Below are 23890 nucleotides of genomic sequence, written 5' to 3' on the forward strand. Positions count from 1 at the left end.
GGTTGCTCGTGCCGGTGCTCGCGGTTGCTCGTGCCGGTGCTCGCCGTGCTCGTGGCGGCGGCGACCGAACGCGCGGCGCGCCGCGGGCGAGGGATCATGCCTGTGCTGCCCCTGCGCCAGATCGCGCGTCGCGCCGGAAGCGTGGCCGTGGCGATCCTGTGTCTGTCGCTGGCCGCCGGATCCGCGACCATGGCGCTCGGCGCGGCGCCGCTCGCCGCAGCGGTGGACCGCGGCGAGGTCCGCTCCGCGCTCGGGCTCGATGTGCGGGTGTCGGTCGCTGCGCAGGGTGCGGTGCCGCTCACCGCGACGGAGGCCGCGGCGCTGCCGGCGGTCACACGCGCCGCGGAGGTTCTGAGCCGGGACGCGGATGTCGGGGCGGACACGGTGGCGTTCCTCGCCGCCGATCCCTCTGCTGCGGGGATCCCCGACTCGGATAGGTCGGCCATCACCGCGGACTCCGGGTCCGCTCTTCCCGTGGCGATCACCGCGGCGCTCGCGCAGCGACTCGGCGCCAGGGCGGGTACGTCCTTCTCGATCACGCTGCGCCCCGAGGGCACCCGGCTGCAGGCGCAGGTGGTCGCGATCCTGCCGACGATCGCCGGCATCGGATCCGGCCTCGGGATCCTCGCGGACCGCAAGGCCGCCACCGCGAGGGCGGAGGGGCTGCCGGCGAACGAGCTGTGGCTCGCGACCCCCGACGCCTCGGCTGTCGCGGCGGAGGTCCGCACCAGGGCGAGCACTCCGGTGCGGATCCTCACCCCCAGGGCCGTGAGCACCGCCCCGATCACCGGGACGGCCACGATCCTGCTGACCGTCGGATCCGCGGCCGCGGCGCTTCTGGGCCTGCTCGGCTTCCTCGCCGCCGTCGCCGCGGATCGCTCCCGCCGGAGCGAGGAGCGCACCGCGTTGCGCGCGCTCGGGCTCAGTTCCGGACGGCAGCGATCCGCCCGCTTCGGCGAGGTGACAGGGATCGCGATCTTCGGCCTCCTCGGCGGCGCGGCCGCGGGACTCGCCGTGGTGGCCGTGGTCCTGCCCGTCATGTGGGGGAGCGGATCATGACGCGTCGTCCGGGGACGCCCCGCGTCGTGCTGCGCATGGCGCTCACGACGCCCCTGCTGTCCGCCTTCCTCGTGCTCGCGATCGCCGCGCTGACGCTTGTGGGCGCACTCGTGCCGCCGCTCATCGACCAGGCGCGCACCGCCACGGTGCAGCATCAGATCCGCGACATCCCCGACATCGGCCGACCGCTCACCGCGGCACAGCCCTGGATCGCGGGCATGCAGCGCGGGGGCCCAGGCAAGAAGGATGTGTGGTCGGAGCCTCTCGGGGCGCTGCAGGCGCAGCGGGATCGCCAGCCCGAGCCGTTGCGCAGCGCTCTGGGCGTGCCGCGGGCCGTCGGGGACTTCGGCGGGACGGAGCTGCAGGGCGACCGGAAGACGCCGCGCAATCTCGTGCGACTCGTGATGGATCCGGGGCTCGAACAGCGCAGTCGCCTCGTGGAGGGCACGTACCCGCGGATCACCGACCCCTCCCAGGGCGTCGAGATCGTGCTGACCGACAAGGCGGCCGCCGACCTGGACTGGAAGGTCGGAGAAGCGCGCTACCGGCAGGGGCTGTCGGTGACGCTCACCGGCCTGGTCGCCCCGAACGGCGCCGATGACCTCGATTGGGAGATGCTGGTCGGCTCCCGCGTGCCGACCGTCCAGTACACGCCGATGGGCGACATCGTCCTTCAGACCGTGGGCTTCATGGCCCCGGACGAGGCGGGCGTCCTGGGCGACCTGCTCACGCAGACCTCGACGTTCGCGTGGTTCCCGCTCGATGTGAGCCGGGTCTCCGCCGGTGACGCGGGGACGGTGAGCACCCAGTTGCGACTCTTCATGGCGAACCCCGTGCAGGTGGGTTCCGGAGGCGGTTTCCACGACGATCTGCAATTCTCCTCGACCGTCGCCGACGCCCTTGATCGCGGCGTCACCCGCGGCAGCGCGCTCGTCGCGATCGTCTCGGTCGCCGCCGTGGGTCCGCTCGCGGTGGCCGCCGTGGTGCTGGCGCTGGCCGGACGGCAACTGGCTCAGCGCCGAGGGAGGGCCGCGGCGCTCGCGCGGGCCAGGGGCGCTTCGCTCGTGCAGCTGTGCATCGTGCTCGGTGGCGAGGCGCYGCTGCTCGGGATCCTCGGTGCGGCGATCGGGATCGCGGCGGGCGCAGCGCTGTCGCCGGGTGGACCGGATGCACTGACGATGCTCGTCACGGCGGTGCTCGTGCTCGTCCCGACCTGCGTGGTCCCGTTCACGGTCGTCGTCGATCTGCGCCGGGCGGAGCGCCGCGACGGGGCCGTGCAGCGGCAGCGCCCGTGGCCGCGCCTCCTGGGCGAAGCCGTGGTCGTGATGCTCGCGGTCGCTGCCGCCGTGGTCCTGCAGAGCCGCGGTGAGGCGCTCCGCGTGGATCCGGTGCTGCTCGCGATGCCGGTTCTGATCGGCTCGGTCGGCACGGTGGCGGTGCTGAGACTGCTCCCGCTGCTGCTGGAAGCGCTGCTGCGCTCCGCGCGCCGCCGCACCGGACTGATCGCGCTGCTCGGACCCGCCCGGGCGCTGCGCGACGCGGCCCTGCGCACGGCCCCCGCGCTCGCCGCGGTGATCGGCCTCGCAGTGGCGGTGTTCTCGGTCTCGTTCGCGGCGACCGTCTCGGACGGGATCGGCCACACCGTGCGGGACGCCAACGGCGCCGACATCGCGGCGTCGGCGCCGTACTTCGAGGACGCGCAGATCGCCGCTGCCAGGAAGATCCCCGGCGTCCTGGCGGTCGCGACGCTGGACGCGGACGAGATCGGCCGGGGCGCGTCCGCGGGTGTCGCCGACCGCGTGCGCATCTACGCGGTCGACCGGGACGCCTTCGCACGTGTGCAGGAGGGATTCGACGGCGCCCTGCCGCTGCCCGCCTCGCTCTCGGTGACGTCGGGCGGAAGCATCCCCGTCGTCGCTTCGGAGCAGCTGCTCACGCGGTTCGGCGACGGGCTCACGGTGAACGGCCACGCCGTGCGGGTCGTCGCGCACACCGCGCAGCGGACGCCGTTCGGCAACACGGAGAAGTGGGTGATCATCGACCGCGCGAACATCGACCGCATCGGCGTCACCTCGCCGCTGATCACGCAGCTTTTCGCCGCGGTGTCTCAGGGGCACGATCCGCGCACGGTCTCGAAGGAACTGGCCGTGCGGCTGGGTGCGAGCGCGACGGTGACCACCACCGATCAGCTCATCGCGCAGACGGCCTCGGATCCGGCGTCGTCCGCCCTGCGCGTCGCACTCATGGTGGCGGCCGCGATCGTCGCCGTCCTGCTCGCGGTCGCCGTCCTGCAGACGCTCATGCTCGGATCCGCGGCGCGCGGCCGGCTGCTTGCGCTGTTGCGTGCGGTTGGCTATCCGCGGCGCAGGGAACTCCCGCTCGTGGCTTGGGAGGTGGGACCGGCTCTCGTGGTGGCGCTACCCGTGGGGGTCGTCGCCGGCCTCGCGATGTCGTGGCTCGTGATCGGCGCGCTGGATCTGCGCGGATTCACGGGCGGCGAGACGGCGCCGGCGCTGAGCATGCCGCCAGGTTGGCTCGCCGTGGTGGTGCTGGGCTTCGCCGCGGTTACCGCGGTGGCGGTCCTGCTGGCGACCGCTGCAGCGATGCGGCTGCGCAGCGCCGAGGCGATCCGGGTCGCGGATGATGAGGGGTGACGGGTGAGGCTCGAGGTGAAGGATGGCCACGGCGACGAGGGGCTGGGGATCATGACCGCAGCAGGAGGGATCGGACGATGACGGATGTCGACATCGAATGCGAGGGTCTGGTGCGGATCTTCACCGCCAAAGGCGTCGAGGTGCAGGCGCTACAGGGTCTGGACCTGCGGGTGAAGGCGGGGGAGATGGTCGCGCTCGTCGGTGCCTCCGGATCCGGGAAGTCGACGTTGCTCGGGATCCTCGCCGGACTCGACGGGCCGACAGCCGGGAGCGCCCGTGTCGCCGGGCGCGACCTGGTGACGATGCGCGGCGCCGAACGGTTGCGCTACCGCCGGCGCAGCGTCGGCTTCGTCTGGCAGCAGTCCGGGCGCAATCTGCTGCCCTACCTGACCGCACGGGAGAACATCGCCCTGGCGCACGGGGTCGCCCGCGTGGTGCCGAAGGCCGAGCGCGCGAGCCGAGCGCAGGCGCTGCTCGAGCTGCTCGATGTCGCCGACGTCGCCGAGCAACGGCCCGCCCAGTTGAGCGGCGGCCAGAGGCAGCGCGTGGCGATCGCGGTGGCACTCGCGAACGAACCGCGCGTCCTGCTCGCCGACGAGCCGACCGGAGAGCTGGACGAGCGCACCAGCGCGGATGTCCTCGCGGCGATGCAGGCGGTCAACACCGAGCACGGCGTCACGACCCTCATCGTGACGCACGACGCTGCGGTGTCCGAGCACGTCGACCGTACGGTGCGGATCCGCGACGGCCGCACGTCGACGGAGACCCTGCGCAGCACGCACACCGACGACGAGGGGCGCGAGGTGCGCATCGCGCAGGAGTTCGCGGTGCTCGACCGGGCCGGCCGCATGCAGCTGCCCGGCGAGTTCGTGAGCGCGCTCGACCTGCGTGACCGGGTGCGTCTGTCGCTCGAGGCAGACCATGTGCGGGTCGCGCCGAGCGCGGCGGCCCCGGCCACCGCGGAGGAGCCGGAGCCGGTCGATGCGCCGTCACCGGGGGAGGAACGACCATGACCGAGGTTCTTCGGGCAGAAGGGCTCACCCGCGTGTTCGCGGCGCCCGGTGGTGATGTCACCGCGGTGCGCGAGGTCGACCTGGCCGTCTCGGCGGGGGAGCTGGTCGTGATCACCGGGCGCTCGGGTTCCGGCAAGACCACGCTGCTGACGATGCTCGGCGGTCTCGACCGGCCGACACGCGGGCGGGTGCTGCTGGACGAGCACGACATCAGCGCCGGCGATGCGAGCCACCTGCTGGGGGAGCGGATCGCTTCGATCTTCCAGACGGCGGGACTGCTGCCTGTGCTCTCTGCCGCCGAGAACGTGGAGGTCCCACTGCGGATCCGTCGCACCGCGGTGGCGGAGCGCGAGCAGCGCGTGACCCGCGCGCTCGAGGCGGTGGGGCTCGCCGACCACGCCCGGCAGCGCCCGAGCGAGCTCTCCGGAGGGCAGCAGCAGCGCGTCGGCATCGCCCGTGCGCTGGTCATGGATCCCGCGGTGCTGATCGCGGATGAGCCGACGGCGCAGCTGGACAGCGAGACCGGCGCGCAGATCATGGACCTCATCGCGGGTCTCGTGCACGAGCGTGGCACCGCGGCGGTCGTGGCTACGCACGATGCGGCCATGCTCACGCGCGCGGATCGGGTCTTCGACCTGCATGACGGCGTGCTGCACGAGCTCGGACCGCGCGCGCTCGCGGCGAAGACGGGGCGTCGCTGACCGCGGTCGCACATCGCCGAATGTGCAGAGAATCTGTGCAAAGAACTTGTGCAGAGAACCTGTGCACGTCAGAATGGGGTCATGGACACCCCAGAACGACCGGTCGGCATGCGCCTCGACGAGCGCGCGGTGCGCGTGCTCGCCCACCCGTTGCGCTCGCGCCTCCTCGGCGAACTGCGCATGCACGGACCGGCGACCGCGACCCAGCTGGCCGCGGCGCTGAGCACGAACACGGGGGCGACGAGCTATCACCTGCGCGCCCTGGAGGACGTAGATCTGGTCGCCGACACGGGGGAGGGCGCGGGCAAGCGGCGGATCTGGCGCGCGAGCACCGACTACCACTCCTGGAGCAACTCGGCCTTCGCGGACGACGAGGACGCGCAGACCGCGCTGGGCTGGCTGCGTCGCGACTACGTGCGGCAGTTCGCTGCCAGGGCCGAGCGCTGGCTCGACGTCGAGGCCACCTGGCCCGCCGCGTGGGTCGACCGGCTCGGGCTCGATGACGCGCTGATCACCGTCACGCCGGATCAGCTCGCTGCCTTCCACGATGAGCTCGACGAGCTGGCCGAGAAGTACCGGCGTCTCGGCGAGGGGGATCCGGCCGCACGGCGCGTGCATGTGGCCGTGCAGGTCACCCCGATCGAGCTCGACCCGCCTGCGGAACCATGAGCGCCGACGCGGCGGGCGGGGCGGAGGCGGTGAGCGCGATCGCCACGGCGCAGCGGCGCCTGCTCGTGCTCACAGCGCTGCGCTGGCTCCCGGTCGGAGTGACGCTCGGGGTGACCGTGCTGCTGCCGCTCGAACGCGGGCTGTCGATCGCCGAGGTCGGCTCGATCCTCGCGATCCAGGGCTTCGTGGCGCTCGCGCTGGAGCTGCCGACGGGAGCCCTCTCCGACACGCTCGGACGCCGCCCCGTGCTCGCTGCATCGGGAGTGCTCGCGGTTGCGGCGAGCGTGCTCTTCCTGCTCGCCGATTCCTATGCGCTGTTCGCGGTGTCGCTGTTGCTGCAAGGCGTCTTCCGCGTGCTCGACTCCGGTTCGCTCGAGGCATGGTTCGTCGACGCCGTGCACCAGCACGATCCACAGGCCGAGGTCGCACATCCCCTTGCACGCGCCGGCACGGTGCTCGGCGTGGCGATCGCCGGCGGAGCGCTGCTCGGCGGGCTCCTGGTCGCGTGGCATCCGCTCTCCGCGCTGTCTGCGCTCGTGCTGCCGCTGATGGTGGCGATCGGCCTCTACCTCGGATACACGGTGCTCGTCATCGTGCTGGTGCGGGAGAGCCCTCTGGAGGGAGTGGCGCCGCCCCGCGCGCTCCCCGCCATGGCGCACGCCGCGCGGCAGACCCCGCGGACGATCGTGGACGGCCTTCGCCGCGCGGCGAGCTCCCGGGCACTCGCGGGTCTCTTGCTCGTCGAGGTGTTCTGGTCCGTCGCGATGATCGGCTTCGAGACGCTGACCCCCGTCCAACTGGAGGGCATGCTCGGCGGAGAGGCCGCGGCCGCCGCGGTGTTCGGCCCCGCGTCGGCAGCCGCGTGGGGCCTTTTCGCGGTCGGATCCCTGCTCGGGAGCCGGCTGAGCGGCGTGATCGGCGTGACCTGGACGGCGATCCTGAGCCGGATCCTGAACGGCGCTTTCGTCGTCGTCATGGGGCTGTCCTCGGGAGTCGTCGGTCTGCTCATCGGTTATGGGCTGACCTACCTCGCGCACGGCGCAGCCGGGCCCATGCACTCCGCGCTGCTGCACCGAGAAGCGGATCGGTCCACCAGAGCGACGGTGCTCTCGCTCAACTCGATGGTCTCCGGAGGCGCGCACAGCATCGGCCTGCTCGTGCTCACGGCGTTCGCGGGCGCGACCTCCGCCGCGATGGCGACCGTGGTCGCCGGGGCTTTCAGCATCCTCGGCGCGGCCTGTTACCTGCCGGCCCTGCGCCAGGAGCGCAACCGGAGGACGGCGCTGCACGTCGCCTGACGGGGCGCCCGGGACGGTCACGGGCCGGGCGGACCTCGCGCTGTTACGGTGATCGCATGACACCTGGAAGCCCCACCCAGGCGACCCGTGCTCCGTTGACCGCCGCGCAGGTGGCCGAGAGGATGTCGCGCGGCGAGAGCAACGCCATAGAGTCGCGCACGAGTCGCAGTTTCGGGGAGATCTTCCGGGCGAACGCCTTCACCCGCGTGAACGGGATCTACCTGGTGATGTTCCTGCTCATCCTGAGCACCGGCTACTTCATCGACGGTCTGTTCGGTCTGCTCATCATCGTGAACAGCGTCGTCGGCATGGTGCAGGAGGTGCGAGCGAAGCGCACCCTGGATCGGCTCGCCCTGCTCAGCAAGGCCCCCGCCCGCGTGGAGCGCGCCGAGGGCGTCACCGAGATCGACGTGGAGCAGCTCGTGCTCGACGATGTCGTGCTCGTCGCGGCGGGCGATCAGATCCCGGTGGACGGCGAGGTGCTGGACGCGACCGGCCTCGAGGTGGACGAGTCGCTGCTCACCGGCGAGTCGGAGCCGATCCTGGCCGGCGCCGGATACGAACTCAAGTCCGGCAGCTTCGTCGCCGCGGGGTCCGCGAGCTTCCGTGCGACGGCCGTCGGCGAGCACGCGTACGCCGCCCGCCTCGCCAAGGAGGCCTCCGAGTTCCGCAAGCCGTCCTCGCAGCTGCGCGCCGGGATCGACCAGATCCTCAAGTACGTCACGTGGGCGCTGATCCCGGTCGGCGTGCTCACGATCGTCAACCAGATCTGGGGACGTGCGGAGGACTGGCGCAAAGCCGTGCAGGGACTCGTCGCCGCGCTCGTGCCGATGGTGCCGGAGGGTCTCGTGCTCATGACGAGCGTCGCGATGGCCGTGGGCGTCATCCGCCTCGGACGCCGGAACTGCCTCGTGCAGGACCTGCCGGCGATCGAGCAGCTCGCCCGCGTCGACGTGGTGTGCACCGACAAGACGGGGACGCTGACCGAGGACGGCATGCGGGTGGGCGCCGTCGAGCGCCTCGGCGTGGACGACGCCCGCATCGAGGCCGCCCTCGCCGCGATCGGGCGCGCCGAGGGCAAGCCCAACGCCAGCATGGCGGCGATCCTCGAGCACGTCGGCGATGCGCCGGCGCTCGCCGCGCAGACCTCGATCGCGTTCTCCTCGGCGCGCAAGTGGGCCGCGATGCAGACGGCCGATGCCGCCACGGGCGCCGTGGAGAGCTGGGTGCTCGGCGCCCCGGATGTGCTGCTCGCCGTCGGCGATCCCACCCGTGCCCGCTCCGACGCGCTCGCGTCCGAGGGCCTGCGCGTGCTCGCCCTCGCTCGCTCCGGCAGCGCACTGCCGGATCCGGAGGTGCCAGGTGACGGTCTCCCGGACGGTCTGGTCGCGACGGCGCTCGTGGTCCTGGACCAGCGTCTGCGCGCCGAGGCGCCCGGTGCGATCGCCTACTTCGCGGAGCAGGATGTCGACATCAAGGTCATCTCCGGCGACAATGCCGTCGCGGTGGGTGCCATCGCTGCCGAGGCGGGCGTCCCGAACGGACGCGACGCGGTCGATGCGCGCACCCTGGATCCGGAGTCGGCGCAGTTCGGCGGCGAGGTGCGGGACCGCACCGCGTTCGGCCGGGTCACCCCGACTCAGAAGCGGGCGATGGTGCACGCGCTGCAAGCGGACGGGCGCGTCGTCGCGATGACCGGCGACGGTGTCAACGACGTGCTCGCGCTCAAGGACGCCGATGTCGGCGTGGCGATGGGATCCGGCTCTCCGGCCGCCCGCGCCGTGTCGCGCATCGTGCTGCTGGACAACTCCTTCGCCACGCTGCCGCACGTGGTCGCGGAGGGGCGCCGGGTGATCGGCAACATCGAGCGGGTCGCGACCCTGTTCCTCACGAAGACGCTGTACTCGATCCTGCTCGCGCTGCTGGTCGCGGTGACCGCCGTGCCGTTCCCGTTCCTGCCCCGGCACGTCACGCTGATCGCCTGGTTCACGATCGGGATCCCCGCGTTCTTCCTCGCCCTCGCCCCGAACACGGCCCGCGCCCAGGACGGCTTCGTGCGCCGGGTGCTCGACGCGGCCGTGCCGGGAGGGATCGGCGCCGCGCTCGCCTCCTACGGCGCGTACCTGACGGCGCGCGCCGTGTTCGGCGCGGAGCACGCGCAGCGCGTGCTGACCTCGTCGACGGCGTTCCTCGCGCTCGTTATCGTGGCGTTCTTCGTGCTGATCAGCGTGGCCCGTCCGTTCCGGCCGTGGAAGATCGGCCTCGTGGGAGCCATGATCGGCGGCATGCTCCTGGTGATCCTCACCCCGCTCGGGTCCCGGGTCTTCTCCGTCGACCTGCACGACCCGCGGGCCGTGCTGATCGCGTGCGCGTTCGGCGCGGCCGGGATCGCGGTGCGCTTCGGCTCCCGCGCCGTGCTGCGCGCGATCTACGGCGCGCTCTCCCGCCGCCGCCGCCAGCGCCGCGACGCCCCCCTCCACCCCTGATCCCCCCTCCTCCATCTTCGCCTCGTCCCCGTCAGCGGCGCCTATGGCGTCCGCTGACGGGGACGACTCGGAAAGTGGGAGGGGGCTAGGGGGTGCGGGCGAGGGCGAGGCGGCGGGCCGCGCGGATCCGGCGCACGTGCGCACGCTCCTCGAGGGCGGCGCCGATCGTGCCGGCCTGCCGGGCGAGGGCCTGCGCCTGCCGCTCGACGAGCGCGTGGAACACCCAGGCGACCGCGAGGCTCAGCGGGATCCCGACCAGGCACGCGAGCCACCACTGCTCGGCGCCGAGCAGGTAGCAGAGCGACGCGAGGATCGGCGCGTGCACGAGGTAGAGGCTGAACGACACGCGTCCCAGCCACTGCATCGGGCGCGCGTCGAGCACCCGGTGAGCCCCCGGCCACACCAGGGCGAGGACGACGAGCAGCCCCGCGCCGGCACCCGCGAGGGCCCACAGCACGTCGGCCGCCGTCGTCCCGGCGGTGATCGGACGCGCCAGCCAGCTCGCGATGAGCAGGGCGCAGGCGATGACCGCGAGCCAGGGGAGTACGCGGCGCACCCTCGGACGCTCGGCCCAGGCCTGCAGATCCGCGAACCGCACCGCGATCAGGGTTCCGAGCAGGAACACCGGCAGATAGGCGAGCGCGGACTCCCCGGTCGCGCGCCCCACGAACATGAGGATCACCGCGAGCACGGCGGCGGGTACCGCGAAGCGGCGGATCCGCAGCGCGGCCCAGAGGTAGAGCGGCAGCAGCAGCGAGAAGAACAGCTCCCAGCGCAGCGACCACAGCACGTTGTCGATCGGATAGTTCGACCGCAAGAGCGTCATCTGCGACAGCACGTCTCCGGCGGAGACGCTCGTGGCCTGCGCGTCCTGCATCCACGAGTTCTCGGGCATCGTGGACGCGTCGCGCGGGATCAGCTGGACGAGGAGTGAGGCCGCACCGAGGGCTGCGATCACCGGCACGTACAGCCGGATCAGGCGGGCGGGGTAGTACCGCGCCCAGGAGAAGCCCGGCCGCAGCGCGGGCAGTGCGACCACCATCCCGGACAGCACGAAGAACACCATGACCGCTTCGGAGCCGGCGAGGAGGAGCTTGAGCGGCGACTGCGTGAGCAGCGCCCAGCCGGCCGGATCCATCCACGGTTCCGCGATCAGGGACGCATGGTGGATGAGGACGATCCCCGCGGCGAGACCGCGGAGTCCGTCGAGGGAACTGATCCTGCCGTTACCGTTCTGTGACATCCCTTTCCACGGTAGGCACCGAGTCTGGGTGCCTCCTGGACTGCGGCCAGGGACCCCGTGACGGACGGTTCAGTCCGCGGCGACGGCGATGACCTCGCCGCCCGTGAGGGACACGAGTTCGTCGAACGCCATCGGCATGACGGTGTGCGGGGTGCCGCCGGCGGTCCAGACCACGTCGTAGTCGCGGAGCGCCACGTCGACCACCGTGCGCACGGGCGCCGGGTGGCCGACCGGGGCCACGCCGCCGATCGCCTGACCCGTGACCTCGCGCACGGTCGCCGCGGGCGCCATCGAGACTTTCTCCGCACCCACGGCCGCGGTGAGCAGGTCGACGTCGACCCTGTGCCGACCGCTCGTCATCACGAGCAGCGGTTGGCCGTCCGCGAGGAAGAGCAGGCTGGATCCGATCGCGCCGACCTCGCAGCCCAGCGCCGCGGCGGCCTCGACGGCCGTGCGTGCGGAATCGGGCAGCTCGCGCACCTGCGAGGAGAGACCTGCGGCGCGCACGTGCTCCTGCACGATCCTGCTGCGCTCGGGGAGGGAAGCGGCCTGCTCTGTCATGCGACCATGCTGGCACAGGGGCTGTCCGGCCGAGTCACTGCCGCCCGGCGCACGCGCAGAGCATGGAACGATGGATCCATGACCACCGCCAACCTGACCCGCACCGAGACAGCCGCTCGATCCGGGAGCGTCGACCTGCACCGTCTGCGTGTCGAGCTCGACGTCACCGGCGCCACCGATCCGGCGAACTCGGGGTTCCGCGTGACCACGACGCTGGAGTTCGACGCGCGCACGACGGAGACCTGGGCCGACTTCCTCGGCGAGGCCGTGCACGACGTCGAGGTGAACGGGCAGCAGCGGGAGATCGAGTGGGACGGCGCGCGGATCCGCCTCCACGGTCTCGCAGCGCACAACACCGTGGTCATCCGCGCCACCGGCGCCTACAGCCGCTCCGGGGAGGGATTGCACCGCTTCACCGACCCGGTTGACGGGGGCGTGTATCTGTACACCCACAACGAGCCGGCCGATGCGCGCCGCTTCATGGCGTGCTTCGAGCAGCCCGACATGAAGGCGGCGATCACGGTCGTGGTGACCGCTCCCGAGGGCTGGGAGGTGCTCTCGAACCAGTCGCCCGCGACGTCGAGTGCCCACGATGGAGCGCAGATCGTCGAGTTCGCTCCGACGCTGCCGCTGTCGAGTTATCTGACCTGCATCTCGGCGGGGCCCTATGCGCGCGTGTCGTCCGAGTGGCGGCGCGGCGATCTCGTGGTGCCCCTCTCAGTGCTCAGCCGTGCTTCGATGGCGGAGCACCTCGCCGCCGACGAGATCCTCGAGGTCACCCGACAGGGACTGGACTTCTTCGCGGACGCCTTCGCCTTCCCGTACCCGTGGGGGAAGTACGACCAGATCTTCGTGCCCGAGTACAACATCGGCGCGATGGAGAACCCGGGACTCGTCACGTTCACCGAGTCGTATCTGTACCGGGGAGCCGCGACCCGCGCGCAGTGGCAGGCGCGGGCGAACACGMTCCTGCACGAGATGGCGCACATGTGGTTCGGSGACCTCGTCACCATGAMSTGGTGGGAYGAYYTGTGGCTCAAGGAATCSTTCGCGGACTACATGGGAGCGCACGCCTCGGTCGCTGCGACCGAGTTCACGGACGCGTGGGTCGCGTTCGCGAACCGTCGCAAGGCGTGGGCGTACACCCAGGACCAGCTGCCGAGCACGCATCCGATCGTCGCGGATATCGCCGACCTCGAGGCGGCGAAGCTCAACTTCGACGGCATCACCTACGCCAAGGGCGCCGCGGTGCTCAAGCAGCTCGTGGCGTTCGCCGGAGAGGAAGCGTTCTTCGAGGGCRCCCGCCGCTACTTCGCCCGGCACGCCTACGGCAACACCACGCTCGAGGACCTGCTGGTCGAGCTGGAGCAGGCCTCGGGCCGCGACATGCGCGCGTGGGCGAAGGCATGGCTGCAGACCACCGGCATGAGCACGCTGAGCCTCGAGCGGGGTGAGCACGGCACGGCCGTGGTCGTCCAGACGGATCCTCGCCCGCACCGGTTGCAGATCGGCCTGTACGACCTGCACGACGACGCGCTGGTGTTCCGCGAGCGGATTCCGGTCGATATCACCGAGGCGCGCACCCCGATCGCCCTGCCGGATGCCGACCTGGTCCTGCTCAATGACGGCGACCTGACGTACGCGAAGGCGCGGCTCGACCCTCGTTCGCTGGCGTCGGTCGAACGGGGGCTGTCCTCGCTCTCGGATCCGCTGGCGCGTGCGCTGCTGTGGTCGGCGCTGTGGAACGCGACGCGGGACGGCGAGCTCCCCGTCGATCGCTACCTCGGGATCGTCGCGGCGCACGCACCCGCCGAGTCCGACAGCGCTCTGCTCGGCGGCGTCGTGTTGAACGCGCCGTTCGCGATCGGGCACTACCTGGCGGGTGCGGCAGTGGCCGAGGCGCGGGGCGCGTGGCTGGACGCCACGTGGTCTGCGCTGGGCGGTGCCGTGCCGGGCAGTGACGCGCAGCTCATCTGGGCGCGCGCCTTCGCCGCTGCCGCGGCCTTCGACGACAGCCGGCGTCTCGACGTCTCCACGTTGCTGATCGGATCCGGGCCCGAGGGTCTCCCGATGGACGCCGACCTGCACTGGGAGCTGCTCACCGCGCTCGTCGCCACCGGTCACGCCGGCGCGGAGGAGATCACCGAGGAGCAGCTGCGCGATCACACGGCGAGCGGCCGAACCGCCGCTCTCGCCGCGGCGGCGTCGACGCCGAGCGCGGCGGTGCGCGCGGCCGACTGGCGCGCCGCATGGGGCGATCTGACCCTGACGAACGACCACCTCGATGCCACGATCCGTGGCTTCGGGGCGGGCGGGCGACGCGATCTCGTGGCCGGCTTCGACGCCGAGTACTTTTCTCGCATCGAGGCGGCGTGGGCGGATCGGTCGATCGAGATCGCCCGGCGCCTGGTGATCGGGCTGTATCCGGACGCGGAGTCGACCGAACTCGTCGATGCCTGGATCGACGCGCATCCCGACGCACCGGCCGCGCTCCGCCGCCTCGTGCTCGAGCAGCGCGACCACCAGCAGCGTGCCATCCGGGTGCGTCAGGCGCAGGGAGCCCTCGCCGGCTGAGCCCCGAGGCACCGGCCTGGCCCGCACTGGCCCGGTCCGGGCGCACTGGCTCGGTTTGGCCCGCAACTCCGAAGGACGGATGCAACTCCGAAGGACGGATGCAACTCCGCAGGAAGATCCGCCCGCGATCATCCTGCGGAGTTGCATTCTTCCTGTCGAGTGGCACGACGTGCCGGCGCCACGCCTCCGGGGCGCCGGGATCCGGGAGTGCGCGGACCGGCGGATCTAGAGTGTGCCCATGACGTTCGCGACCCTGGCGCTGCTGGTGCTGGTGGGACTCGCCGGCCCCGTGCTCTCCGCCCGGCGCGCCTGGCGGATCCCGGTGATCGCCGGGGAGCTCGGGGCGGGCCTTGTGATCGGATCGACGGGGTTCGGCTGGGTGGACGCGGCCGAGCCGACGTTCACGCTGCTCGCCCAGCTCGGGTTCGGCCTCATCATGCTCGTGATCGGCTCGCACATCCCGATCCGGGACACCGCGGTGCGCGCCGCAGTCGGGCGCGGTGCAGCGGGAGCCGGCATCGTGGCCGCGGTCGCCGTGGCGCTCGGCGTGGGCACCGCGCTGCTGTTCGGCACCTCGCACGGGGCGGTCTACTCCGTGCTCATCGCGTCGTCGTCGGCCGCGCTCGTGCTGCCCATGCTGCGGTCCCTGGACGTCTCGGCGGATTCCGCCGGGCAGCTCATCGCGCAGATCGCGATCGCCGATGTGGCCTGCATCGTCGCGCTCCCGCTCGTGCTGCAGCCCGAGCGCGTGCCGCTCGTCGCGCTCGGTGGCGTCGGCATCGCCGCGGTGGGGGTGCTGCTCGTGGTGGTCCTGCGACGGGTCGGAAGCCATCGGCTGAGGGTTCTGCACGAGGTGTCGGAATCCCGGCAGTTCGCGCTCGAGCTGCGGTTCAGCCTGCTGACGCTGTTCGGGCTGGCGGGGATCGCGCAGTTCACGCACGTCTCGGTGATGATGGCGGGCTTCACGTTCGGGCTGGTGCTCTCGGCCGTAGGTCAGCCGCGGCGCCTCGCGCGTCAGCTGTTCGGGATGACCGAGGGCTTCTTCGGGCCCCTGTTCTTCGTCTGGCTGGGGGCCTCGATCAACCTGAGGGATCTGGGATCGCGCCCGGAGATGATCTTGCTCGGACTCGCGCTGGGCGCTGCGGCGGTCGTCGCACACCTCGCGGGGCGCGTCACCGGCCTGCCCTGGGCGCAGGCGGTGGCGTCGGCGGGGCAGCTCGGCGTGCCGGTCGCGGCCGTGGCCCTGGGGGTCGAGACCAAGACCCTGATGCCGGGAGAGGGCGCCGCGATCCTGCTCGGGGCGTTGGTCGCCGTCGTCGCGTCTTCGGCCGCGGTGGCGGTCGTGTCGCGAAGGGATGCCGCGTCATCCCCGCCACCGGCTCCGGACGGTCCGGGCGCACCGGCCGGCCCGCCGCAGGGTGCGTCGTCCTGACGCGCGGTCAGCGGTCCTGCCGCACCTCTTCCGCGATCTCCGCGGCGGGGGAGTCGGCCACCTCAGACCTCGAGGTCGTCGCCGGGATCCAGCTCGAAGAACTCGCCGCCGTTCTGCTCGGTGGCCCACGTGAGGCGTGCGCAGTGCATGTTCGAACCGATCACGGAGAGCGTCATGTCGTGCGTGCCGAATGCGCGGCGGGGCTTCACCGCGAGCACGAAGTCGATCGCCTCGCCGATCTTTAGCCACGGGGCGCCCAGCGGTGCGGCGAGCGTCCCGACCTCGACGCCCTCCGGCACGGCGTAGGAGTCGCCGGGGTAGTACAGCTCGTCATCCACCAGCACGCCGACGTTGTCGATCAGCGGGATCGAGGAGTGGATCTCCGCGTGCACGCCGCCGAAGAAGCGCAGCGTGAAGTCGCCCGCTGTGACGGTGTCGCCCGGGGCGACCTCGGTGATCTCGTATCCCTCTGCGGCGCGGACCACGCCGGCCGGAGCGTAGATCGGAGTGCCGGCGGCAGCGCGCAGGATCCGGTCCAGGTGCTCGGGCGTCCAGTGGTCAGCGTGCTCGTGAGTGATCACGACGCCCACGAGGCGGTGCAGCTCATCGAGCGGGAGCGTGAAGCTGCCCGGATCGATGAGCAGGGTCTGGCCGTGGTCGTCGACGCGGAGCGCCGCGTGCTCATGCTTGGTGATGCGCATTCTTCGAGCGTAATCCCGCGGGGTACGACACACCCGGGGTTCGCTTCGAGCCGAGCTCGATTTGGCGGCCGCTGGGGGTCATGTCATACTTGAACGGTTGTCGCGAGACGGAAACGGATCGCCAGGACGGCCCCATCGTATAGCGGCCTAGTACGCTGCCCTCTCACGGCGGTAACGCGGGTTCGAATCCCGCTGGGGTCACAGACAACACACGAAAGCCCTCGGTTCGCCGAGGGCTTTCGTCGTCTCGGGAAGGCTCGCCGGGAATACGACGAACGGTGACGCGCGTTGAGGAGCGGGGGAAATCCTCGACCTAGGCTGGAGAGATGCCTGTGAACGCAACGACCGACGCCGATTCCGCGGCGGCGCGCGCCGCCCACGACGAGTGGAAGGCCGGCCGGCTCGCCGCGGTGACGGCACCCCGGGGAAACCTCGCCCTCATCGAGACGCGGTGGCTGGATCTCGAAGACGGGACGACGGCCGAGGAGGCGTCCGCGGGCCTGCCGGACACGGTCGTCGTGACCGAGCTGACGCGCCGCCACCTCACCACGGGCGAGCCCGAGCGGGGACTGCGGTTCTGGGACGAGGCGTCCGCGCGCAATCGCGAGTTCGAGGGCATCGCGACGTTCGACTACGACCCCGCCTGGCGGCTGACCGGGACGTTCACCCCGGTCGACGGCGGCCGTGCCGTTCCGTACGAGCACCTCCGCGACAACGGCCTCAGCCGCGAGCTGCCCGTGCCGGGCGACCTCGCGGTCACGATCGACGGCACCGACTACTCGCTCGACGCGTTCGACGACGGCGGCACGCTGCTGCTCGTGTTCGCGGACCCGACGAACCGCACCGAGGATCCGGAGACCCGCACCTACGGCCCTGGACGGTTCCTGTTCGTGCAGGACGACTCCGGTCTGGAGGGGACGCGCGACGTCGTGCTCGACTTCAACCGCGCCTTCGTGCCGCCCTGCGGTTTCTCCGACCAGTACAACTGCCCGCTGCCGCCGCTCTCCAACCGGATCACGACGCCCGTGCGCGCCGGCGAGCGCCTCGCTCTTCCCGACCAGCGCTGAAGTCTCCCGACCCGCACTGAAGCCTCCCGACCCGCACCGAACGCTCCCGAACAGCACCGAAGGACGATCCATGAAGTTCTCCCGCATCGCGGCCCTCGCCGCCTCCCTGACCGTGGTGGCCGTGCTCGCCACAGCGTGCTCCGGCGGCGCCGGTACGTCCGCCGGCACGTCCGGCGCGAACGCGACCATCCGGATCGGCTCGCTCTCGGCGCCGCTGAACCTGTCCAACGTCGACGCGGGCGGACAGGGCGTCACCGAGGCGCTGAACGGCAACGTGTACGAGGGGCTGTTCCAGCTCAGCGACGACGGCAAGGTCGTCAACCGCCTCGCCACCGACTACTCGATCAGCCCCGACGGGCTCGCATACACGGTGAAGCTGCGCAGCGGCGTGACCTTCCACTCCGGCAAGGCGCTGACCAGCGCCGACGTGAAGTCCTCGCTCGAGCGGGTGCTGTCCGACAGCTCGCAGTCCGCCCGCAAGTCGCAGCTCGCCGTCGTCGACAGCGTCGAGACGCCCGACCCGGAGACGGTCGTCTTCCACCTGAAGTCGCGTTCGATCTCGTTCCCCTACAACCTCACCTACGTGTGGATCGTCAACACCGACGCCAAGGATCTGAAGACCGCAGAAGACGGCACGGGTCCGTACACGGTCGACCAGTTCAAGCGGGGTTCGTCGCTCACCCTCACGCGCTTCTCCGGCTACTGGGGCACCGCGGCGAAGAGCAAGGAGGTCGACTTCACCTACTTCACCGACGCCTCCGCGCTGTCCAACGCGCTGCTGACCAACGCGGTCGACATCGTCACCCAGGTGCAAAGCCCCGACGCGCTCACGCAGTTCACGGGCAACAAGGACTTCACGGTCTCCGAGAACACGTCCACGACGAAGGAGCTGCTGGCCTTCAACGACAAGGTCGTGCCGTTCGACGACAAGCGCGTGCGCAAGGCGATCACGCAGGCGATCGACAACAAGAAGCTGCTGGACTCGATCTGGGCCGGCCGCGGCACGCTGATCGGATCCATGGTCCCGCCGACGGACCCCTGGTACGAGGATCTCACCTCGGTGAATCCGTACGACCCCGCGGCGGCGAAGTCGCTGCTCGCCGAGGCCGGGCAGTCGAACCTCTCGTTCACGCTCGACACTCCGTCCTACGACCCGCACCCGGCGGTCGCGGAGTTCATCAAGTCGGAGCTGGCCAAGGTCGGCGTCACCGTGAAGATCAACACGATCTCCGAGGACCAGTGGTACACGAACGTCTTCCAGAAGAAGGACTTCGCTGCGACGCTGCAGGAGCACGTCAACGACCGCGACCTGGTCTGGTACGGCAACCCCGACTTCTACTGGGGTTACGACAACCCGCAGGTCGTGCAGTGGGTCGCGGACGCGGAGCAGGCGAGCAGCATCGACGAGCAGACCGCGATCCTCAAGAAGGTCAACACGCAGATCGCGGAGGACGCCGCGAGCGACTGGCTGTTCCTCGCCCCGCAGATCGTCGTCGCGTCGAGCGCGGTCAAGGGCTACCCCGTGCACGGCCTGAACTCGCAGTTCTTCGTGGCGGACATCGAGAAGACGCAGTGACCGCCGTGGTCCACCGGAACAGGCGGACAGCAGCGCGGTGACCCGATACCTCGTCCGTCGCCTGCTCTTCCTGGTGCTCTCGTTCCTGGTGGGGATGCTCGTCGTCTTCCTGCTGCTGCGAGTGCTGCCCGGCGACCCGGCGAACGCGCTCATTTCCGTGAACGCGACGCCCGAGCAGATCGCGGCGGCGAGGGCGCAGGTGGGATCCGACCAGCCGGTGATCGTGCAGCTCGGTTCCTGGCTCTCCGGCCTGCTCCGCGGTGATCTGGGTACGTCCTTCACCTCGGGCGCCCCGGTTGCGGACGACATCGCCGCTCGGCTCGCGGTGACGCTGCCGCTCGCGCTCATCTCGTTCGTGATCGCGACCGTCCTGGGATCCGTGATCGGAGTGGTCGCGGCAGCGCGGGCGCGGAGCTGGTACGGCGCACTGCTGGGCGCCATCACCCAGCTGGGCATCGCCGTGCCGGTGTTCTGGGTCGGACTGCTGGTCGTCTGGCTGTTCGCGCTGACCCTGAGACTGCTGCCTTCGGGCGGCTTCCCGCGAGACGACTGGGCCGACCCCGGCGCGGCGCTCAGTGCTCTCGCGTTGCCTGTTCTCACGATCGTCATCGTGATGAGCGCCTCGCTGGCGCGCTACGTGCGCTCGGCGACACTCGACGTCCTCGACTCCGACTACCTGCGCACGGCCCGCGCACTGGGGGAGAGCAGGGCCGGCGCGTTCTTCGCGCACGGGGTGCGCAACGCGGCGGTCCCGGTGATCTCGATCCTCGGCATCGAACTGGCATCGACTCTGCTCGGCGCGGTGGTCGTCGAGTCGGTCTTCACCCTCCCGGGCCTCGGCGCGCTGCTGGTCAAGGCCGTCGGCGAGCACGACTACCCGAGCATCCAGGGTGTGCTCGTCGTCACCACCGCGCTGGTGCTGCTCATCGGATTCCTCGCCGACGTCGCCCAACGACTCGTCGACCCGCGTTTGCGTGGCAGCATCTCGGCGCGAGGAGAGCAGACATGAACCGTTCGCTCCGACGCCGCGATGTCACCCTCACGATCGGGATCGTGATCCTCGCGGTGCTCGCCCTCGCGGCGCTCGTCTCGGTGTTCTGGACGCCGTTCCCCCTCGACGACACCTCCGGCGGGCGGCTCGCGCCGCCCGGCGGCGCCCACCTGCTCGGCACGGACAAGCTCGGGCGCGACCTGTTCAGTCAGGTGCTCGCGGGCACGCGGATCGCGATGCTGGTCGGACTCGGAGCGGTCGCTCTCGCCGCCGTCATCGGCTTCGTGCTCGGCACGGCAGCGGCGCTGCTACCGGGGTGGGTGGACGACGCGGTCTCCTCCCTCCTCGACGTGCTGATCGCCTTCCCGACCCTCCTGCTCGCGATGCTGATTGTCGCGGCACGGGGCCCCGGCTTGGACACGGCGATCGTCGCGATCGGGATTGCCGGGTCCGCGATCGTCTCGCGCTTCACGCGGATACTCGTGAAGAGCGTGCTGTCGCGGAGCTTCGTCACGGCGGCGCGCACGTCCGGCGCGCCCACGCTGGGCGTGCTCACCCGGCACGTGCTGCCGAACATCTGGCCCGCTCTCGTCGTGAATCTGGCTGTCCTCTTCGGCGCCGCGATCATGGCGGAGGCCTCGTTGTCGTATCTGGGCCTCGGCGTGCCGCCGCCCAACTCGTCGCTCGGACGGCTGCTGCAGGAGGCGCAGGGCACTGTCCTRACCTCGCCCTGGGGCGCGGTCATCCCTGGAGCCGTGATCGCTCTGCTCGTGTTGGGCGCGAACGCGGTCGCGGACGGCCTGCGGGAGCGGTTCGATCCGACGAGACGAGGGAGGAGCTGATGGGCGCGGTGCTGCAGGTGCGGGGACTCCGCATCGTCACGAGCGCGGGGGCGGAGCTCGTCCGAGACCTCGATCTCGATCTCGCTCCTGGTGAGCGGCTGGGGCTCGTCGGCGAGTCCGGATCCGGCAAGACGCTCACAGGACTCGCTCTTCTGGGCCTTCTGCCATCCGGCCTCAGGGCCAGTGGATCGATCCGGCTCGACGGGACCGAGCTGATCGGCGCGGGCGAGCGGGTGCTGCAGCGGGTCCGCGGATCGCGGATCGCCGCCGTGTTCCAGGATCCGTCGTCGGCGCTCGACCCGCTCATCCGGGTAGGCGACCAGATCGCGCGTCCTGTGCGGCGGCACCACGGACTGCAGGGCGCGGCGCTGCGTGCCGCCGTGCGGACGGCCGCGGACGAGGTGCGCCTGCCGGACCCGGAGCGGCTGCTGCAGCGCTACCCCTTCGAGCTCTCCGGCGGACAGCGCCAGCGCGTCGCGATCGCCATGGCACTGGCATGCCGTCCCGACGTCCTGCTCGCAGATGAGCCGACCACGGCGCTCGACGTGACCGTCCAGGCCACCGTGCTGGAGCTGCTCGACGACGCCGTGCGCCGGCATGGGAGCTCTCTCGTGTTCGTCTCGCACGATCTCGCGGTCGTCGCCACGATCGCCGAGCGCGCGATCGTGCTGCGCCGCGGCGTGGCCGTCGAGGAGGGCCCGGCACGACGCATCGTGACGGCCCCCGAGCATGAATACACCCGCCGGCTGGTGACCGCGGCTCGCGAGCTGGAATCGGCGCTCGACCGCCTGACCGGCGGCGGCGCCGGCGGAGAGGGAGGCCGCGCATGAGCGCGCTGTTCACGCTGGACGGGGTCTCGCACCACTATCGTCGCTCCGCACCCGCGGCGCTCCAGAACGTGACGTTCGCGGTCGAGGAAGGGCGCAGCCTGGGGCTGGTCGGCGAATCCGGATCCGGCAAGACCACCGCGCTCTCGCTCATGCTCGGCCTGCAGCGCCCGAGCGCGGGAACGGTGCTGTTCGAGGGGGCGGTCCCCGTCTCCGGTGCCCGTGGCGCGGTGCGCGCGTTCCGACGCGCGGTGCAGCCGGTCTACCAGGACCCCTTCGCCTCGCTGGATCCGCGTCAGCGCGTCGACGCCATCCTCGCCGAGCCCCTGCGCTGGCTCGGCGACGGCGACGGCGACGCTGACGGGGACGTCCAGGGCAACGACCGGGAGGCGCGCACCACCCGCCGGGACCGGTTGGTCGAGGCACTGCGGGATGTCGAGCTCGAGGACGACGCCCTGCTGCGCTATCCGCATGAGTTCTCCGGGGGTCAGCGGCAACGCATCGCCATCGCGCGCGCCCTGATCACGCGCCCTCGGGTGCTGCTCGCGGACGAGCCCGTGAGCGCACTCGATCTGTCCACTCGACTCGACATCGTACGGCTGCTCGCGCGTCTCCAGGCCGAGCACGGCATGACGCTCGTCCTGGTCTCGCACGATCTCTCGATCGTCGCCGAACTGTGCGCGGACGTCGTGGTGCTGCAGGGGGGACGCGTGGTCGACGCCGGGCGGACTTCCGAGGTGCTCGCGGAACCGCGGAATGCCTACACGCGCGCTCTCATCGACGCGGTGCCGAGGCTCCCGCAGGCGTGAGCGGCGCGCGGTAGGCACGGACGAGCCACAGCGCGAGCACGGAAGCGAGCAGCGCGCAGACGGCGAATGGGAGATCCAGGCCATAGGCCGTGACCGCGAGGATCGGCAGCACGAAGACGACGACGGCGGCCGCCGTCACGGCGCGGGTGGGCTTCTCGCCCATGGTCGGCGCCTTCTCGAAGCGCACGAGCCAGAGCGACAGCAGCCACACGGCCGCGAGCACGACGATCAGGAACGGCACCCGGGTCCACCACCAGACCGCGCTGCCGGGTGCGGGCATCGCCACGGGGAGCAGCAGCTGCACCCCGATCAGCACCATGATCATCGGCAGGTGCCAGAGGTACACCGTCATGAGGCGCGAGCCGATCAGCAGCACCGCGCTCTGTGCGGCACGCGTGCGCATGAGCGCCGTGAGCGGGCGGTGCAGTGCGGTAAGCGCTGCGGCCTGGACGACGGCGAGGATCGCGAGGGGCGTCGTCGGCGGCCATTGGTTGCTGAGCATGTTCCAGGAGTATCCGCCGAAGGACACGAGGCCCCAGACGGCGAGATACCCGACGGCGATCAGGCCGAGCAACTGCCAGAACCTGCGACGGGCGAACCATCCGTCGAAGAGGAAGAAGCCGATCTGCTGGGCGAACAGCCACACGAAGACCGCATTGGGAATGCCGAAGAGCTCGGCGCCGATGCCGTAGCCGGTCGACGGGACGTGGCCGAGGCCGAGCAGTCCACCGGCGACGAGGAAGCGGAGCGCGTCTGTCGCCGCGGCGCCGGCCAGCAGCAGGAGAGGCACGAACATGCCGAAACGGGCATGTAAACCGATCATCCATGGAGCAAGGGCCTGCACGATCAGGTACGCGGCGAGGAACCACAGCGGCGAGCCGACGCCGATCGCGATCGTGTCGACGAGCGCTGGATCGATCCCGAGTGCGCGGGTCGCCGCGAGGGCGACGGCGAAGAAGACGAACACAGGGATCGCCGGGCGGGCCAGTCGGGCCAGGCGCAGGCGCACGAAGCCGACGGCATCGTCGCCGCGGCGCTGCGCGGATCGCCAGCCCGCGCGGGCCGCATAGCCGCCGACCACGAAGAACAACGGCATGATGTTCAGGATCCAGCTGACCGCGTCGAACCAGACCTGGCCCTCGACCGTGCGCTCGATGAGCAGGGTGCCGTCCGGGCGACGGCCGACGCCGGTGAACAGGATGTGCACGAACACCACCAGCACGACGCAGGCGACGCGAGTCAGATCCAGCGTCAGATCCCGTCCGTCGCGGGCGACGCGGGCTGCGGAGACGGCGGCGTTGCTCATGGCGATGACCCTAGTGGCGCCTGCATGCCGCGCGTGGCATCGAGCGAGATCGGCGAGCCGCGGTGACGGACCGGCGTACGA

At 71.3% G+C, this 23890-nt stretch carries 19 protein-coding genes and 1 tRNA gene; 16 read left to right on the forward strand and 4 right to left on the reverse strand.

Going from position 1 to position 23890, the window contains the following annotated elements; translation table 11 throughout:
- The 7 genes from AC1DG4_RS16180 to AC1DG4_RS16210 form a co-directional block, all read left to right on the forward strand.
- Positions 1 to 1059 (forward strand): hypothetical protein (locus AC1DG4_RS16180; RefSeq protein ID WP_477421343.1); only part of this gene is annotated, 1059 nt, incomplete at its 5' end.
- Positions 1056 to 3713 carry an FtsX-like permease family protein gene (locus AC1DG4_RS16185; RefSeq protein ID WP_477421344.1) on the forward strand — a complete coding sequence of 886 codons (2658 nt, stop codon included), beginning with the start codon at positions 1056 to 1058 and terminating at the stop codon, positions 3711 to 3713. The genes AC1DG4_RS16180 and AC1DG4_RS16185, both read left to right, overlap by 4 nt.
- Positions 3714 to 3790: 77 nt before the next feature.
- On the forward strand, positions 3791 to 4726 hold the full coding sequence (locus AC1DG4_RS16190; RefSeq protein ID WP_477378895.1) for an ABC transporter ATP-binding protein: 936 nt from the start codon (positions 3791 to 3793) through the stop codon (positions 4724 to 4726).
- Entirely contained in the window at positions 4723 to 5427 is a 705-nt protein-coding gene (locus AC1DG4_RS16195; protein WP_477378897.1) for an ABC transporter ATP-binding protein, read from the forward strand. The genes AC1DG4_RS16190 and AC1DG4_RS16195 overlap by 4 nt, the downstream gene beginning before the upstream one ends.
- A gap of 81 nt (positions 5428 to 5508) precedes the next feature.
- Positions 5509 to 6096, forward strand: a complete 588-nt coding sequence (locus AC1DG4_RS16200; protein ID WP_477378899.1) for a winged helix-turn-helix domain-containing protein — start codon at positions 5509 to 5511, stop codon at positions 6094 to 6096.
- Positions 6093 to 7394: an MFS transporter gene (locus AC1DG4_RS16205; RefSeq protein WP_477378901.1), complete on the forward strand. Its 1302-nt coding sequence runs from the start codon at positions 6093 to 6095 to the stop codon at positions 7392 to 7394. Before AC1DG4_RS16200 ends, AC1DG4_RS16205 begins: the two co-directional genes overlap by 4 nt.
- 56 nt (positions 7395 to 7450) lie before the next feature.
- Positions 7451 to 9880, forward strand: a complete 2430-nt coding sequence (locus tag AC1DG4_RS16210) for an HAD-IC family P-type ATPase (protein WP_477378902.1) — start codon at positions 7451 to 7453, stop codon at positions 9878 to 9880.
- Positions 9881 to 9965: 85 nt separating this feature from the next.
- Here the strand turns inward: AC1DG4_RS16210 and AC1DG4_RS16215 are convergent, their stop codons facing one another.
- Both AC1DG4_RS16215 and AC1DG4_RS16220 read right to left on the reverse strand, forming a co-directional pair.
- Complete coding sequence (locus tag AC1DG4_RS16215) at positions 9966 to 11123, reverse strand: acyltransferase family protein (RefSeq protein ID WP_477378904.1); 1158 nt, start codon at positions 11121 to 11123, stop codon at positions 9966 to 9968.
- A 69-nt stretch (positions 11124 to 11192) separates the two neighbouring features.
- Positions 11193 to 11684 carry a YbaK/EbsC family protein gene (locus AC1DG4_RS16220; RefSeq protein ID WP_477378906.1) on the reverse strand — a complete coding sequence of 164 codons (492 nt, stop codon included), beginning with the start codon at positions 11682 to 11684 and terminating at the stop codon, positions 11193 to 11195.
- Positions 11685 to 11762: 78 nt separating this feature from the next.
- Here AC1DG4_RS16220 and pepN point away from each other — a divergent pair, with 78 nt between their 5' ends.
- Together pepN and AC1DG4_RS16230 are read left to right on the forward strand one after the other, a co-directional pair.
- The gene (pepN, locus tag AC1DG4_RS16225) at positions 11763 to 14258 is read left to right on the forward strand and encodes an aminopeptidase N (RefSeq protein WP_477421345.1); all 2496 of its coding nucleotides are present in this window, start codon (positions 11763 to 11765) and stop codon (positions 14256 to 14258) included.
- Between the two features lie 238 nt (positions 14259 to 14496).
- A complete protein-coding gene (locus tag AC1DG4_RS16230) occupies positions 14497 to 15690 on the forward strand; it encodes a cation:proton antiporter (protein WP_477378910.1) in 1194 nt (397 codons plus the stop codon).
- A 62-nt stretch (positions 15691 to 15752) separates the two neighbouring features.
- Here the strand turns inward: AC1DG4_RS16230 and AC1DG4_RS16235 are convergent, their stop codons facing one another.
- The gene (locus AC1DG4_RS16235) at positions 15753 to 16391 is read right to left on the reverse strand and encodes an MBL fold metallo-hydrolase (protein ID WP_477378912.1); all 639 of its coding nucleotides are present in this window, start codon (positions 16389 to 16391) and stop codon (positions 15753 to 15755) included.
- Positions 16392 to 16519: 128 nt separating this feature from the next.
- Between AC1DG4_RS16235 and AC1DG4_RS16240 the strand changes: the two genes are divergently transcribed.
- The 7 genes from AC1DG4_RS16240 to AC1DG4_RS16270 all read left to right on the forward strand — a co-directional run bounded on the left by AC1DG4_RS16240 (position 16520) and on the right by AC1DG4_RS16270 (position 22503).
- Positions 16520 to 16592, forward strand: a tRNA-Glu gene (locus tag AC1DG4_RS16240).
- 125 nt (positions 16593 to 16717) lie between these two features.
- A complete protein-coding gene (locus tag AC1DG4_RS16245; RefSeq protein WP_477378914.1) occupies positions 16718 to 17458 on the forward strand; it encodes a DUF1684 domain-containing protein in 741 nt (246 codons plus the stop codon).
- A gap of 70 nt (positions 17459 to 17528) precedes the next feature.
- Positions 17529 to 19034 (forward strand): ABC transporter substrate-binding protein, encoded by a 1506-nt coding sequence (locus AC1DG4_RS16250; protein WP_477378916.1) that lies wholly within the window; start codon positions 17529 to 17531, stop codon positions 19032 to 19034.
- 37 nt (positions 19035 to 19071) lie between these two features.
- A complete protein-coding gene (locus tag AC1DG4_RS16255; protein ID WP_477378918.1) occupies positions 19072 to 20043 on the forward strand; it encodes an ABC transporter permease in 972 nt (323 codons plus the stop codon).
- A complete protein-coding gene (locus AC1DG4_RS16260) occupies positions 20040 to 20867 on the forward strand; it encodes an ABC transporter permease (RefSeq protein WP_477378920.1) in 828 nt (275 codons plus the stop codon). Before AC1DG4_RS16255 ends, AC1DG4_RS16260 begins: the two co-directional genes overlap by 4 nt.
- The gene (locus AC1DG4_RS16265; protein WP_477378921.1) at positions 20867 to 21697 is read left to right on the forward strand and encodes an ABC transporter ATP-binding protein; all 831 of its coding nucleotides are present in this window, start codon (positions 20867 to 20869) and stop codon (positions 21695 to 21697) included. Before AC1DG4_RS16260 ends, AC1DG4_RS16265 begins: the two co-directional genes overlap by 1 nt.
- Positions 21694 to 22503 (forward strand): ABC transporter ATP-binding protein, encoded by an 810-nt coding sequence (locus tag AC1DG4_RS16270; RefSeq protein WP_477378923.1) that lies wholly within the window; start codon positions 21694 to 21696, stop codon positions 22501 to 22503. Before AC1DG4_RS16265 ends, AC1DG4_RS16270 begins: the two co-directional genes overlap by 4 nt.
- Here the strand turns inward: AC1DG4_RS16270 and AC1DG4_RS16275 are convergent.
- Positions 22469 to 23809: an acyltransferase family protein gene (locus tag AC1DG4_RS16275; RefSeq protein ID WP_477378925.1), complete on the reverse strand. Its 1341-nt coding sequence runs from the start codon at positions 23807 to 23809 to the stop codon at positions 22469 to 22471. The genes AC1DG4_RS16270 and AC1DG4_RS16275 overlap by 35 nt on opposite strands.
- Positions 23810 to 23890 lie beyond the last annotated feature (81 nt).

The organism is Microbacterium sp. 05N427, from assembly GCF_056397105.1.